Source organism: Georgenia wangjunii (assembly GCF_036421975.1).
In the GTDB taxonomy this organism is placed as follows: domain Bacteria; phylum Actinomycetota; class Actinomycetes; order Actinomycetales; family Actinomycetaceae; genus Georgenia_A; species Georgenia_A wangjunii.
The window spans coordinates 161,157-174,673 of sequence record NZ_JAZGON010000002.1 but is presented as its reverse complement, the minus strand read 5'-3'; the positions used below and the strand labels follow the sequence as shown (position 1 = coordinate 174,673).

General features: G+C 70.0%; 12 protein-coding genes, 2 pseudogenes and 1 riboswitch. Of the genes and pseudogenes, 6 read left to right on the top strand and 8 right to left on the bottom strand.

All coding sequences use genetic code 11. The features are described 5' to 3' along the window. Positions 1-4: 4 nt before the first annotated feature. Entirely contained in the window at positions 5-1,345 is a 1,341-nt protein-coding gene (locus tag V2J63_RS04750; RefSeq protein WP_491062215.1) for an NtaA/DmoA family FMN-dependent monooxygenase, read from the bottom strand. 145 nt (positions 1,346-1,490) lie between these two features. Here V2J63_RS04750 and V2J63_RS04745 point away from each other — a divergent pair, with 145 nt between their 5' ends. After that, on the top strand, positions 1,491-2,102 hold the full coding sequence (locus V2J63_RS04745; RefSeq protein WP_331229854.1) for a TetR/AcrR family transcriptional regulator: 612 nt from the start codon (positions 1,491-1,493) through the stop codon (positions 2,100-2,102). Positions 2,103-2,667: 565 nt separating this feature from the next. Here V2J63_RS04745 and V2J63_RS04735 read toward each other — a convergent pair. The 3 genes and pseudogenes from V2J63_RS04735 to V2J63_RS04725 all read right to left on the bottom strand — a co-directional run. Then, positions 2,668-3,231 (bottom strand): annotated as a pseudogene (locus V2J63_RS04735) (DDE-type integrase/transposase/recombinase); the annotation flags it as partial. Positions 3,232-3,333: 102 nt separating this feature from the next. Then, positions 3,334-3,984, bottom strand: a complete 651-nt coding sequence (locus V2J63_RS04730) for a DUF305 domain-containing protein (protein ID WP_331229853.1) — start codon at positions 3,982-3,984, stop codon at positions 3,334-3,336. 325 nt (positions 3,985-4,309) lie between these two features. Then, positions 4,310-4,999 carry a C40 family peptidase gene (locus tag V2J63_RS04725; protein ID WP_331229852.1) on the bottom strand — a complete coding sequence of 230 codons (690 nt, stop codon included), beginning with the start codon at positions 4,997-4,999 and terminating at the stop codon, positions 4,310-4,312. Positions 5,000-5,143: 144 nt separating this feature from the next. Beyond that, positions 5,144-5,300: riboswitch (cyclic di-AMP (ydaO/yuaA leader) on the bottom strand. Positions 5,301-5,532: 232 nt separating this feature from the next. Here V2J63_RS04725 and V2J63_RS04720 point away from each other — a divergent pair. Continuing rightward, on the top strand, positions 5,533-5,934 hold the full coding sequence (locus V2J63_RS04720) for a four-helix bundle copper-binding protein (RefSeq protein WP_331229851.1): 402 nt from the start codon (positions 5,533-5,535) through the stop codon (positions 5,932-5,934). 197 nt (positions 5,935-6,131) lie between these two features. Next, positions 6,132-8,477: a heavy metal translocating P-type ATPase gene (locus tag V2J63_RS04715; protein ID WP_434056287.1), complete on the top strand. Its 2,346-nt coding sequence runs from the start codon at positions 6,132-6,134 to the stop codon at positions 8,475-8,477. Positions 8,478-8,748: 271 nt separating this feature from the next. Here V2J63_RS04715 and V2J63_RS04710 read toward each other — a convergent pair whose 3' ends face one another. Together V2J63_RS04710 and V2J63_RS04705 are read right to left on the bottom strand one after the other, a co-directional pair. Then, complete coding sequence (locus V2J63_RS04710; RefSeq protein ID WP_331229850.1) at positions 8,749-9,891, bottom strand: sensor histidine kinase; 1,143 nt, start codon at positions 9,889-9,891, stop codon at positions 8,749-8,751. Further along, entirely contained in the window at positions 9,888-10,601 is a 714-nt protein-coding gene (locus V2J63_RS04705; RefSeq protein ID WP_331229849.1) for a response regulator transcription factor, read from the bottom strand. Before V2J63_RS04705 ends, V2J63_RS04710 begins: the two co-directional genes overlap by 4 nt. 532 nt (positions 10,602-11,133) lie before the next feature. On the opposite strand from V2J63_RS04705, the gene V2J63_RS04700 reads away from it, so the two are divergent. The 3 genes and pseudogenes from V2J63_RS04700 (at position 11,134) to V2J63_RS04690 (ending at position 12,882) form a co-directional block, all read left to right on the top strand. Further along, on the top strand, positions 11,134-11,922 hold the full coding sequence (locus tag V2J63_RS04700; RefSeq protein ID WP_331229848.1) for a tyrosine-type recombinase/integrase: 789 nt from the start codon (positions 11,134-11,136) through the stop codon (positions 11,920-11,922). A gap of 76 nt (positions 11,923-11,998) precedes the next feature. Beyond that, a pseudogene (locus V2J63_RS15755) lies at positions 11,999-12,157 on the top strand (DUF3263 domain-containing protein); the annotation flags it as partial. 65 nt (positions 12,158-12,222) lie between these two features. Continuing rightward, the gene (locus V2J63_RS04690) at positions 12,223-12,882 is read left to right on the top strand and encodes a hypothetical protein (RefSeq protein ID WP_331229846.1); all 660 of its coding nucleotides are present in this window, start codon (positions 12,223-12,225) and stop codon (positions 12,880-12,882) included. Between the two features lie 6 nt (positions 12,883-12,888). Here the strand turns inward: V2J63_RS04690 and V2J63_RS04685 are convergent, their stop codons facing one another. Further along, the gene (locus tag V2J63_RS04685) at positions 12,889-13,146 is read right to left on the bottom strand and encodes a hypothetical protein (RefSeq protein WP_331229845.1); all 258 of its coding nucleotides are present in this window, start codon (positions 13,144-13,146) and stop codon (positions 12,889-12,891) included. 38 nt (positions 13,147-13,184) lie between these two features. Further along, positions 13,185-13,445: a helix-turn-helix domain-containing protein gene (locus tag V2J63_RS04680; protein WP_331229844.1), complete on the bottom strand. Its 261-nt coding sequence runs from the start codon at positions 13,443-13,445 to the stop codon at positions 13,185-13,187. Positions 13,446-13,517 lie beyond the last annotated feature (72 nt).

Sequence of the window (13,517 nt, the reverse complement as noted above, 5' to 3'; positions counted from 1 at the left end):
CTGGTCAGGGAAGGCGGGGGTCGGTGCCGTACTGGGCGGGGGCGCCGAGGTGCTCGCGCAGCGTGGCGCCCGAGTAGTCGAGGTGGAACACGCCGCGTTCCTGCAGGAGGGGCACGACCTCGTCCACGAAGGCGTCGATCCCGTCCTGGTAGACGTCGATCGCCAGGGAGAAGCCGTCGCAGGCGCCGGCCTCGAACCACTCCTGCATGTGATCGGCCACGTCGGCCGCGGTTCCCGGGACGACCGGGTGGTAGTCGATGACTCCATGCGCGAGCACGTCACGCAGGGTCCAACCCTCGCGTGCCACCTCGAGCGCGTGAGGGGCGCGCGGATCGCCCGGGCTGGGGCGAGCGTCAGCCAGCTGCTGCGGTGACAGCGGCTCATCGAGCTGCTCGGGAGACAGTGCCAGGTTCATCATCGCGCCGAGGTAGCGCACGCGCTGGTTCAGGTCGACCGACTCGTCAAGAAGCCGGCGCCGGTCCAGGGCAGCGCGTCGCGAGGCCGCCACGGTGGGCATGAATCCCGCGAACAACTTGATCTCGTCGGGGTCGCGGCCCACCCGCTCGGCCGCCGCGCGCAGCGCGGTGCGGTGGGCGCGCCCCTCCTCGATCGTGAAGGGGTTGGCGTACACACCGCTCGCGTAGCGAGCGGCGATCTCGAGCCCGTTCTGCCCACCGCCGGCCTGGAAGATCGGTGGCTGCCCCTGCTCCGACGGCGGGATGGCCAACGGACCTGCCGAGGCGACGTGGCGTCCACGCAGGTTGATCGGCTGGACCTGTGACATGTCGGCGAAGCGCTTGCCCTCCACGTCGCGCAGCCACGCCTGCTCCCCCCAGCTCCCCCACAGAGCCTGGACGACCTGGATGACCTCGTGGGCGCGCTCGTACTTCTCCTCCCGCGACGGCAGCGACATGCCGTAGTTCGCCGCTGCTGCGGGATGGGAGGTGGGGACCGCGTTCCAGCCCGCACGACCACGACTGGCCACGTCCAACGCCTTGAACTGCCGAGCGATCGTGAACGGCTCGTTCAGGGTGGTGGAGCTTGTCGCGACCAGCCCTATGCGCTGGGTCCCTCGCGCCATCGAGGTCAGGACCACCAGCGGGTCGGTGGCGTGATGAGGAGCCTGGCTCTCCAGGTCCACGTCCAGCGCCGGGGTATCGGCCAGGAAGATCAGCTGGATCTTCCCGCGCTCGGCCGCCTGGGCGTACCGCACCAAGACGTCCATGTCGGTGTAGCTGGACGGGTCGACGCCAGGGAAGCGCCAGGCGCCGGGCTGGCCGCCGTAGCCGTTGGCGACCTGGAGCGCCAGAACCATCTGAGCACTGTCGGACTGAGACATGGGCATCCTTCGAGTTGGACGGAGGGCCGACGGGCAGCAGCTGCGGCCAGGGTCAGCACGGGTGACATGAGCGGGAAAGGGAGATAGTCTCCACTTAGACCAGAACGATACGGAGACAGTCTCCGCTTTGTCAACGGGAGGCCCGCGCGCAATGTCGACGACGACCAGTGGAGGCCGGACCCCTCGGGCGGACGCCCAGCGGAACAGGGATCACATCCTGGACGTGGCAGAGCAGTACTTCTCGGAGCACGGAGTCACGGGCTCCCTGGACGCGATCGCCAAACGGGCCGGCGTTGGCGCGGGCACCCTGTATCGCCACTTCCCGAACCGCGAGGCCCTGCTCGCCGCCCTGCTGGGCGCGCGCGACGACCAGCTGGAGCGCCAGAGAGATGCGATCAGGCAGGGGGCGACCGACGCCGCCGGCGCCCTGCACGAGTGGCTCGTCGCCCTCACCGACTGGGCGAGCGCCTTCGACGGCCTGCCCGAGCCGCTCCGTGCCGCCATGTCGGTCGAGGCATCCCCGCTCGCGCTGACGTGCCAGGGCTACATCGTCACGACCGACGCGTTCCTGGCGGACGCCCAACGTGAGGGCAGCGCTCGATCAGACGTGCGCGGGCGAGACCTCTTCCTCGTCGCCCTGGCCACCAGCTGGGCGCGCGGAGCCGCCATGGCGGACGAGACCTCCGCCGAGGCGATGGCCAACCTGACCCGAACCGGATGGTCGACCTCGACCAAGGAACGTGGAACAGGCAGACCTCGCTGACAAGGAGATCCTGCCCACGGGCGGGTTCGGTTCTTGGTACTGATCCCTGGTTCCTGGCGTAACCGGATCGCCGCTGCCACGCTTGGCGGCGCGTGAGGTCGCGCTGCTGCTGCACCCTCTCCGGCTCGCCTCCGAGGTCGCACACCTAGTTGCACGGCGGCCCAGCAGCCGCTTGCCGCACGACTAGGCGAAAGCCGCGCCTACGCGCTGCTGCTAGGCCTGAGCCTTTCGGTCTCCTCGCGGGCGTCACCGGCACCGGGAAGTCCGCCCTGGCCAAGTCCTTCGCCACCCACTCTTTCGCCTTCGGCATCCGCATCTACATCCCCGGCGACGCCAAGGGCGAATGGACCGCGGTCACCGAAGCCGTAGGCGGCACAGCCGTCACCCTCGGCCACGGCCTGCCAACCCGGCCCGAGGGGCTGGTGACGCGCTCCTCGCGGCCGCACACGATGCCGACCCAGACCAGCGTCGAGGTCGAGCAGCGAGTCCTCCAGGCCCGCGCCACCCGCGACTGCTGCAGGAACGGGTAACAGTCATTCTCAGGCCGCGAGTGCGACCTGAGTGGTCATGATCGTCTCGTACTCGTCAGGCGTCCGAGTCGGGTCTGGCGTCGGCGGCGGTGGTAGGTCCTCTCGATCCAGGTGGTCATCGCCAGGCGTAGTTCGGTCCGGGTGGCCCAGCGGCGCCGGTCGAGGTCGTTCTTCTGGAGCTGGGCGAAGAAGTTCTTCATCGCGGCGTTGTCACCGACGGAGGCGACCTGGCCCATCGATCCGAGGCGGTCGTGCCGGCGCAGCTCGGCCAGGAAGCGCCTGGCTCGAGATTGCGAGCCGCGGTCGGAATGTACGGTCCAGCCGGCGACCTCGCCGCCGCGGCTAGCGAGCGCCGAGGCCAGGGTGTCGACCGCGAGGCGTGACTTCATGCGGTCGCTGATGGAGTAGCCAACGGTCCGGCCGAGTGGACGTGCTTGATCGCGGAGAGTTAGAGCTTGCCCTCACCGGTGGGGTGCTCGGTGATGTCCGTGAGCCAGCCTGTTCGGCGCGGCGGCGGTGAAGTCGCGGCGCACGAGGTCGTCGTGGGCTGGCGGACCGGGGCGCTTGCCGCCTCTGCCGCGCTTCTTGCCGAACACGCTTCACCAGCCGCACCCGGCCCATTGGTGGATCGGCGGATCGAGGCTTAGAGAGGCCGGGGCTTCCAGAAGCGGGTGGCTCGCCCACGGGCGGGCGAGTCGGTGTCAGAGGCTCTGGAGGAGCTCCTCCATCTCGGTGATCTCGGCTTGCTGGTCACCGATGATCTTCTGGGCCAGGTCCAGCGCCTGGGGGTTCTCCCCGCTGTCGAGCTCGTCCTGGGCCATGTCCACCGCGCCGCGGTGGTGGGCGATCATGAGCTCAAGGAAGCGCTGGTCGAACTCGGTGCCGGAAAGGGACTCCAGCGCGGCCATGGCCTCCTCTTGGCTCATGCCCTCCATGTCCATGCCGCCCATGTCCATGTCGCCGTGGTCCATCCCCTCCATGCCACCCATGGGGGCGGGCTCCTCCCCCCAGGTCTCGAGCCACGACGCCATCTGCTCGATCTCCGGTCCCTGAGCGGCGGAGATCCGCTCCGCGAGGGCGCGCACGTCCTGGCTCTCGGCGCGCTCCACGGCCAGGTCGGCCATCTCGATGGCGCCCTCGTGGTGGACGATCATCATCTGGGCGAACATCGTGTCCGCGTCGTTGTGGACGTCCTCGGCTTCCGTCTGCGAGGCGCTGTCGGTGGTCTGCTCCGCGGCGGTGGCGCTAGCGGGCTCCTGCGGTGTGCTCTGCCCTCCCTCGCCGCATGCGGTAAGGGAGAAGGTCAGAGCGATCCCGCCGGCAACGGCTGCGAGTCGGGTCCTGCGTGTCACGGGCGTCTCCATCTGCTTAAGGTCATCGACGGGCAGCGGGACTTCTGCTGTAGCAGCCAGCCGACCCCTCGCGTGGCTGAAGGAGACTAACCACGCCGACCTCAGCGATACCAAGCCCAGGAGGGGCCGTAGGGGGATTCTTCATCGAGTCTTCATCCCCTGTGCGCGGGCGCGTGAACCCGGAGCCCGGCGGCCTGGCCGGTCAGTTGCGGACCAGCCAGGCGATGGGGTCGGAGGCTTCTGCAGGGCCTCGTCGCCTGCTGCCGAGACCCTCGTCTGACCCGGTTCGGTGGTGGCCCGCAGGGTTGCTGCGGGCCACCACTGCTCAGCCCACCCGGATGAACGTCGGGTTGGCCTTGTAGATGTCGCGCACCGACAGCGGGTTGCCGGGGCTGTAGGCCGCGACGTACTGCCCACCGCCCACGTAGATCCCCACGTGCCCCGGCCACCACACCAGGTCGCCCGGCTGGGCTTGGGACGCCGAGACCTGCGCGCCCGCGTTGCGCTGAGCGGCGGAGGACCGTGGGATGGAGATACCAGCCTGGGCGTAGACGTACTGGGTGAAGCCCGAGCAGTCGAAGCCCCCCGGGGTCGATCCGCCCCACACGTACGGGGTACCGATGTAGCGGTAGGCGATGTCCAGGAGCGCGTTGCCCGAGGTGTTGGCCGGCGGGGCCTCGCTACGGGGCGCGGAGCGCGACGCCGATGCAGTCTCACGCTCGGTGGTCACGGCAGTCGCCGTCGACGCGGCTGACACGCTGGCCTGCCCCTGAGGGATGGTCAGCACCTCGCCGACACGGATCAGGGCCTGCGCGTTCAGACCGTTGGCCGCGATGATCGCCGAGATGGTGCTGTCGTAGCGCTGCGCCAGCTTCCCCACGGTGTCCCCGGAGGCGACGGTGTGAGTGGGCTCTGCCATCCCGGTGCCGCTGGCCTGCGGACTCGCCGCTGCCTGGGTGTCGACCCGGACGTCGGGGCCAACGGGCTCCATCGCGGAGGCGGTGGTGGTGGCCATAGTCAGCATCAGGCCGGAAGTGGCCGCGGCAAGCGCGGCACGGCGCGCGGCCGGACCGGTCAAGCACGGACCCAGCGATGAGAAAACGGTGACGGGACGGCCCTCGGCACGGTGCCGTCCACGGGTGTAGCTAGATGTCACGGGTGAACCTCTCCAGTGCGCCTACGAGGTCAGCTGTCGGGTTCGGGTAGGAGCACACCCGGCTCAGGCATCGAGCTTCACCCCAAGGACCTGCAAGCAGGCCCACATCGGGTTCCCCGTCCCTGCCACGGACGATCGAGGATCACGGCGCGGTGGCAGGGCTCGGCGTCCGCACGTGAGCTTCTCGATGAAGGGAGCGAGAAGCAGGGGCGACGCTACACATCCCAACCCCAGGATCACGGTTCGATAACGGCGTTGGCGGAAGACTTCATCAAACCTTCATCGCCGCCGCCCGTTCCCGTGGCTGCGGACCCACGGCGCCCCCCGTAGCGTCGTAAGCCCGCACCGTCATGGCTGTCCGCGGGGATAGCAACTGACGAAGGAGCAAGGCAATGAGAACCGCAGAGATGATGAGCACCTACCCGGCCGAGATCAACCTCGACCGTGACCTGCTCGCCAAGGTGGTCGACGCCCTGATGGCCTGCTCTCAGGCCTGTACCGCCTGCGCAGACGCTTGCCTGAGCGAGGAGATGGTCGCCGAGCTGCGCAAGTGCATCCGCACCAACCTGGACTGCGCCGACATCTGCGACACCACCGCCCGTGTGCTCTCTCGGCACACCGGCTATGACGCCAGCCTCACCCGCGCCATGCTCCAGGCCTGCGTGCAGGCATGCCGCTCCTGCGGTGACGAGTGCGCGGGACACGCTGAGCACCACGAGCACTGCCGGGTCTGCGCCGAGGCTTGCCGTGCTTGCGAGCAAGCCTGCACCGAGCTCCTCGCCGCCATCGGCTGAGGGCTGCAGCCGCGCAGGTGATGCCTTACCCGGCGGGCGAGTCATAAGACGTCTCGGCCGCAGTCTCTCGACCTCTGATGGAGGCCGGTGAAGGTCGGCGCCCTGGCGAGCGGGTCGGGGAATAGAAGCGGGTCCCGGGCGCCTTGCACCTGGTACATACCCCGGGGGGGTACCGGACGCCGGCAGAAGGGGAAGTCATGAGTACGCCAACGGGACCTGATCGCGGCGGGCCCACGCCAGGTGATGGCCGCGACCATGCGCGGCAGGCCCACCACTCCGCGCATGGGCATGGGCATGGGCATGGGCATGGGCACAGTGGCCATGAGGTCACGCACGGGCAAGCAATCCGGACGGGCGGCGCTGATGTCACCGATCCGATGACCGCCGCAGCGCACGACGACGCTGCCGCGCACGCCGGTCACGCCGGTCACGCCGGTCACGCCGGTCACGCCGGTCACGGCGGTCACGGCGGTCACGGCGGCCAAAGCGGCCATGGGGACCACGTGGGCATGTTTCGTCGCCTGTTCTGGATCATGCTCGTCCTCGCGGTCCCGACGGTGCTGCTCAACGGCATGTTCGCCGATCTTCTCGGCTACTCGATGCCGGGCGTGCCGGGCATCGAATGGGTTTCCCCGGCCCTGGGCACGGTCATCTACCTGTGGGGCGGGCGCCCCTTCCTCACCGGCGCTATCGGCGAGCTCCGCTCCCGCAAACCCGGCATGATGCTGCTGATCGGGATGGCAATCACCGTCGCCTTCGTCGCCTCCGTCGGGGCCAGCCTGGGGCTCTTCTCGCACGAGCTCGACTTCTGGTGGGAGCTGGCACTGCTCGTCGTCATCATGCTCCTCGGCCACTGGCTCGAGATGCGGTCCCTGGCCCAGACGTCCTCCGCGCTGGACTCGCTGGCGGCTCTGCTGCCCGACGAGGCCGAGCGGGTGGAGGCAGACCGGGTCGTCACGGTCGCCCCCGCCGACCTGCGTCTGGGTGATGTCGTCATCGTGCGCCCGGGGGGGCGGGTGCCGGCCGACGGTGAGGTCGTCGACGGTGGCGCGGACGTCGACGAGTCGATGATTACCGGTGAGTCGCGACCGGTGCTGCGCGCCGTAGGCGACCACGTGGTGGCCGGCACCGTGGCCACCGACAACGCCCTACGGGTGCAGGTGTCGGCCGTCGGGCAGGACACCGCACTGGCTGGCATCCAACGGCTGGTAGCCGAGGCCCAGGCCTCGGCCAGCCGGGCCCAGCTCCTCGCGGACAGGGCCGCGGGCTGGCTGTTCTGGTACGCGGTGATCGCCGCGGTCATCACCGCGGCTGTGTGGTTGTCCATCGGGGTGCCCGAGAGCGCACTCGTGCGGGCGATCACTGTCTTGGTCATCGCCTGCCCCCACGCCCTGGGCCTGGCGATCCCGCTGGTGGTGTCCATATCCACCGAGCGCGCTGCCCGCGGTGGGGTGCTCGTCAAGGACCGCGGCGCCCTGGAGCGCATGCGCGTGGCGGACACCGTGCTGTTCGACAAGACGGGCACCCTGACCAAGGGTGAGCCCGCGCTCACTAACGTGACAGGCACGAGCCGGTCCGGGACCGAGGAGCTGCTGCGCCTCGCGGCGGCCGCCGAGGCCGACAGCGAGCACCCCCTCGCCCGGGCGATCGTCGCTGCCGCCGTGCACCGCGGGCTGACGGTTCCGCCGGCCACCAACTTCCGCGCCGCAACGGCCGTCGGGGTGCGAGCCACTGTCGAGGGCCGCGAGGTGCAGGTCGGCGGGCCCGCCCTGCTCTCCCAGCACGGCGCTGAACCGCTGGCCGCGACAGCGCCGTGGGCGCACGTGGGCGCGACCGTCCTGCACGTGATCATCGACGGGCAGGTGGCCGGTGCGGTTGCCCTGGCCGACGAGGTCCGTGAGGAGTCGCGTCAGGCGATCGACGCACTGCACCAGCTCGGCGTCCGGGTCGTCATGATCACCGGTGACGCCGAGCCGGTGGCCCGCGCCGTGGCCGCCGACCTGGGAATCGACCAGGTCTTCGCCCAGGTGCGCCCGGCGGACAAGAGCGACAAGGTTCTGCAGCTGCAGCACGAGGGCCGCACCGTGGCCATGGTCGGGGACGGCGTCAATGACGCTCCTGCACTGGCCCAGGCCGACGTCGGGATCGCCATCGGAGCAGGCACCGACGTCGCGATCGCCTCGGCCGGCGTCATCCTGGCCTCGGACGACCCGCGCTCGGTCCTCTCCGTTATCCAGCTCTCCCGCGCCGGGTACCGCAAGATGAAGCAGAACCTGTGGTGGGCCGCCGGCTACAACATCGCGGCCGTCCCCCTCGCCGCGGGTGTCCTGGCACCGATCGGGTTCGTCCTGCCCATGTCGGTCGGTGCGATCCTCATGTCCCTCTCGACCATCGTCGTCGCACTCAACGCCCAGCTGCTGCGCCGCCTGGACCTCAGCCCCGAGACCAGCACCGCCGCAGCGCACGGCGCCCCGCAGGTCCAACCGGCCCGCACCACGCGATCTGCTGTCGGCCGGAAGGACGCGGTACGAGCGCACCACTAATAGAGGCTTCGGCGTCAGAGGCGTGTGCCGGCGTTGCTGAGGGCGATGGCGGTCCAGACTGGGCCGCCCTCACCCGCGTCCGCCTTCGTCGGGCGCCTTCTCGAGGGCGCACCGGCGCCCGAGCGGTGGTCGTCCGGACTCGAGGTTCTTCCGGCCTCCATGGCCCTCCGCTGTGGGTCATCAGGGCACTGTTTCCCGGTGGTGGCGCCGGTACCGAGGAGTCGTCCCCGGACGGGCTGGCGAGGCGGACGGCACCTCTTGAACCACTCCCTCAGGGTGAGCTGCGCTCCTTCCGGTGCGCGGTGGCCAGGGGCAGCTCGACGGTGAAGAGGGCACCGTGGTCCGGCCCGGCGCTGGTGGCCCTCACGGCACCGCCGTGAGCATGGACGATGGATCGGACGATGGCGAGACCGATACCCGACCCGCCGTGGGCGCGGTCCCGGGCCGCGTCGGCGCGGTAGAAGCGCTCGAAGAGGTGCGGCAGGTGCTCGGCAGCGATGCCGCTGCCGGTGTCCCGCACCGACATCCGAAGCGCGGACCCGGTCCGCTCCACGCCTAGCTGCACCGACCCTCCCCGGGGGGTGTGGCGCACGGCGTTGTCCAGCAGGTTGGTGAGCACCTGGCCGAGCCGGTCGGGGTCGGCCATGAGCACCGTCTGGCGTGCCTCGTCCGTGGCCTCGACGGTTAGCTCTACGCCCTTCTCGGTGAACCTCGCAGCGGCCAGCGCGGCGGCGTCGTCGATCAGGAGACCGACCTTCAGGGGCTGCCAGTGCATGCTCAGGCGTCCGTCCCCCGCGGCCGTGACCAGGGCGATGTCATGGGCCAGGCGTGCCAGGCGAGCGACCTGCTCGCGGAGCATCCCCAGTGTTGACTCGTCAGCCGTCACGACACCGTCGAGGATGCCTTCGAGGTAGCCGTCGAGCGTGGCAACCGGGGTGCGCATCTCGTGGGCCAGGTCACCGAGCATCCGCGTGCGCGCCTGTTCAATCTCGCCGAGGTCCGCGGCCATGGTGTTGAACGCCCCGGCGAGGTCGTCGAACTCGGTTCCCATGTCCACCTCGGGTACGCGGGCGCCGTAGTCGCCGCTGGCGACCTGGGCGGCGGCCTGCCGCACGCGCTCCAGGGACCTGGCGATCCGCCGGGTGAGGAAGACGCTGATGACGACCGAGGTCAGGAGGGCGGCGAGCAGCGCCACGGACAGCGACAGTGTCCACGCCGCGGTGAAGGCCTGCTCGGCGTGGGTGACGACCTCAGAGTCGGCGGGTTCGGCCATGAGCATGTGGTCGTGGAAGATCTCCGGGCCGATGGCCGAGGCGACCGCCCATGCGGTGCCGGCAGCGACGAGGATCACGGCGACGATCGCCGCCAGGAGCCGGGCGCCGAGCCCCCACCGGCTACGCAATGTGGCGCTCACTCTCCGCTACCCATCCGGTAGCCGACGCCGCGCACCGTCCTGATGAACTTAGGCGCAGAGGCGCTATCACCGAGCTTGCGCCGCAGGTGCCCTACGTGGACATCGACAAGGTGCTCATCACCCACCCAGCCCGGTCCCCACACCGTCTCGATGAGCTGACGGCGCGAGAACGCCATGCTCGGACGGTTCGCGAGGGCCGTGAGGACGTCGAACTCGGTACGTGTCAGCGCCACGGGTTCCCCGTCCATGAACACCTCGCGGCCCATGAGGTCGATCCACAGTGCCCCGAACGACAGGCCGGCACCGTGGGGCGCGCTGCCCTCACGTGGGCGGCGCAGCATTGCCCGCACCCGGGCGACGAGCTCGCGGGGGCTGAAGGGTTTGGTGACGTAGTCATCGGCGCCGACCGAAAGTCCGATGAGCTTGTCGACCTCCGCCACGCGGGCGGTGAGCATGATGATGTAACAGTCAGAGAATGCGCGCACTGCCCGGCAGACCTCCATGCCGTCGGCGCCAGGGAGGCCGAGGTCGAGGACGATCACGCCCGGACACCACTCGCGGGCCCGCTGGATCGCGTCCCTGCCGTCTCCAGTGACCTGGACCTCGAAGCCGTGCCCTTCCAAGTAGCTGGTGATCAGATGCGCTAGCGGCGCTTCGTCGTCGACGACCAGCACGCGGGGCAGGTTCACGTCAGTGGGGGCCGTAGTCATGCGGCTCATTCTCGCGGTCGGCGTGACTTCGGTTCCAGCTTGCGGGACATGAAGGACTCGGGTGCGCGGTTGGCCATGGCGACGCAGGCTCAGGGATCCCGCACATATCGTGCATGTTTGGTATCTGCACGGCTACCCGACGACGCGTTAGCCCCGGTCACACCTACGGGCCGAGTGGCTCCCGCGACTGGACTCGAACCAGTAACCGTCCGGTTACGCGTCCTCGCAGGTCACGGAGGGTCCGGACGCTGACGTTATCGCGTTTCCGATGCGCGCCGCAGCGACTTCGGTGCGTGCGTCATGAGCCCCCAGCGGAGCACGAACGCTCCGATGACCCCGACGGCCTACTCACGCTTCACCGCACACGCGGCAATGTCTCGATCTAGCAACAATGCCTGAAAGCGACACGCCTAGACGTTCGTCTACCTACCTTCGTATACCTGGCCCAACGACGAGCCAGGCCCGTCTCCACCTGGTCTCGTTCGACCCCCCGCCAGGCAGAGACGGAACCGAACCCACGGAGACGACGACGATGCCCGCCACCTGGACAGACGCCACCGCCGAGTACACCACCATGCTCCGAGCCGCCGGCCGCTCCCCCGGCACGATCCGCCTGCACCGCCACTACCTCCACCACCTCACCGGACACGCCCGCTCCCCCTGGCGAGCCACACCCGTCCAGCTACGCACGGCCCTCGCCACCCACCGATGGGGACCCGAGACCCGCAAGTCCGCGCGCGCCGTTTACGTCAGCTTCTACCGCTGGGCACACACCGAGGGCTACACCCCAGCGAACCCCGCCGCGAACCTGCCCGCCATCACCGTCCCCGTAGGCCGGCCCCGCCCCGCCCCCGAGAAGGTCCTCGCCCGAGCCCTCGCCGGCGCCGACCAACGCACACGCACCATGCTGCTGCTTGCCGCCTACGCCGGACTGCGGTGCGCCGAGATCTCGCGGGCACGCTCCAGCGACCTCGTCGAAGGCCTCCTCCACGTCACGGGCAAGGGCGGCAAGGCCCGCGTCGTCCCGATCGTGCACCCAGAGCTCGTCGAGACCTTCGCCCGCGCCGACGGCTGGCTCTTCCCCGGCCGCATCGACGGGCACCTCTCCCCCAGCACCGTCACCCACATCCTGTCCGCCGCGCTCCCCGACGGCTGGACCGGGCACACACTGCGCCACCGCATGGCCACCCGCGCCTACGCCGGCACCCGCGACCTCCTCGCCGTCGGCGAGCTGCTCGGCCACTCCCGACCCGAGACCACCAAGCGCTACGTCCAGATGCCCATGGACGCACTCCTCGCCGCCATCAACGCGGCCGCCTGAGACCGGAGGGCCCCACGAGACCGACACCGACGTCCTCGACCTCGAGGCCCAGACCTTCACCCGCGCCGGCGCGAAGACCGTCGCCATCCGCGAGCGCTTCGGGTGGTCGGAGGTCCAGTACTTTCAGCGCCTCAACGTCCTGCTCGACGACGTCGCCGCGCTCGAGTACTCGCCCGTCGTCGTCCACCGGCTCCGCCGTGCCCGCGAGCGCCGGCTTCACCGCGGCGATCGGTGACCCCGGCGTTGCGCAGGCGGCTATCTTTCAAGAACTGACTGATACGACGGAGGGGGAATCTCGCCATGGGAACGACGACTACAGCCCGCCGGCTGCTGCCGACACTTGCGGTCGCTGCCGTGCTGCTCGCTGGGTGCGGTGCCGACGAGCCGGAGCCGGCAGCGACGACAACCCCTTCGGTCGAGGAGCCGTCCGCGACGGCCGTGCCCGAACCCACCAGCGCGACGCCCACGGAGATGGTCACCGAGGACGAGGTCGAGGCGTCTGGCGAAGGGAGCCGTGAGAACCCGCACCCGGCCGGCGCCACCTTCGAGGTGGGCGGCTACGAGCTGACGGTCGGCCACACCAACTTCGACGCCACGGCGGACATCCGCCAGGCCGAAGCCGACGCCTACTACGACGGCGACCTCTCGTGGGTCTCAGAGCCCGCAGAGGGCACCGTGTACATCACCGCCCCCGTGACGGCCACCTACGTCGGCGAGGACTCCGGCGAGCCCTACCTCGACCTCATGATCGCCTACGTCACCGCCGCCGGGAACGTCTACGACGCCACGTCCGCCACCGCGCCCAGCGACCTCATGGACGCCAACGAGCTCTACGCCGGCGCCTCGTTCGAGGGGCACATCACCCAAGAGGTCCCCGCCGCTGAGGTCGAAGGCGGCACCTGGCGGATCACCGAGGCGTTCGCCATGGACGGCGCGGAGGCGTTCGTGGCGGCCCAGTAGACCTGATCAGCGTCGGCGGACGTCCGCGAGCGCGATCCAGGCCGCGTTGAGGCGGTTGCGGCGGTCGCTGACGTCGACGAGGACGAGGGCCGCGGTCCAGGCCGTGGCGAGGGTGTCGAGGACCTCGACGCCGTCGTCCTCCCAGACGATGCGCGCCCGGACCGGGATCGGGATCCGGGCGCGGGTGAACCGGCGGGGCACGTCGTGGGCGTTGACGATCGCCTGGTGGCCCTCGTACCAGGGGAGCACCTCGGAGCCGGTCACGGGCACATGGTGCGCGCCTGCACCCACAGCGCACGAGATTACGGGCGCCCGGCTTGGCGCTGGCCTAGTGGCTCGGCTCCGCGGCCTCGACGCGGGACACCGGTGCGGTCCAGGCTGCGCCGCACTGCGGTCTGTGTCCGGCCGGTCAGCTCGGCGACTTGGCGTAGGGACAGGCCGGCGGTGTACTGCTCCGCGACGAAGGCGTCGAAGCGGTCTCGCTGGAAGTGGTTGTACCCGTTCTTGAGGTCGTACTTGAACGGCGCGAGCGGCTCAAGGACCGGGCGCGACGGGTAGGGCACGCGGCAACCGTAGCGAGACGCGCGCCTCGACGGGCCGGTGCGCTGCTCAAACCCCGGGGTAAGGCCTGACGA

Coding starts and splice junctions, on each gene's coding strand:
- V2J63_RS04690 (WP_331229846.1), top strand. CDS start 12,223: ATGGGAACGACGACTACAGCCCGCCGGCTGCTGCCGACACTTGCGGTC.
- V2J63_RS04705 (WP_331229849.1), bottom strand. CDS start 10,601: ATGACTACGGCCCCCACTGACGTGAACCTGCCCCGCGTGCTGGTCGTC.
- V2J63_RS04725 (WP_331229852.1), bottom strand. CDS start 4,999: ATGGCCACCACCACCGCCTCCGCGATGGAGCCCGTTGGCCCCGACGTC.
- V2J63_RS04700 (WP_331229848.1), top strand. CDS start 11,134: ATGCCCGCCACCTGGACAGACGCCACCGCCGAGTACACCACCATGCTC.
- V2J63_RS04745 (WP_331229854.1), top strand. CDS start 1,491: ATGTCGACGACGACCAGTGGAGGCCGGACCCCTCGGGCGGACGCCCAG.
- V2J63_RS04720 (WP_331229851.1), top strand. CDS start 5,533: ATGAGAACCGCAGAGATGATGAGCACCTACCCGGCCGAGATCAACCTC.
- V2J63_RS04715 (WP_434056287.1), top strand. CDS start 6,132: ATGAGTACGCCAACGGGACCTGATCGCGGCGGGCCCACGCCAGGTGAT.
- V2J63_RS04750 (WP_491062215.1), bottom strand. CDS start 1,345: ATGCCCATGTCTCAGTCCGACAGTGCTCAGATGGTTCTGGCGCTCCAG.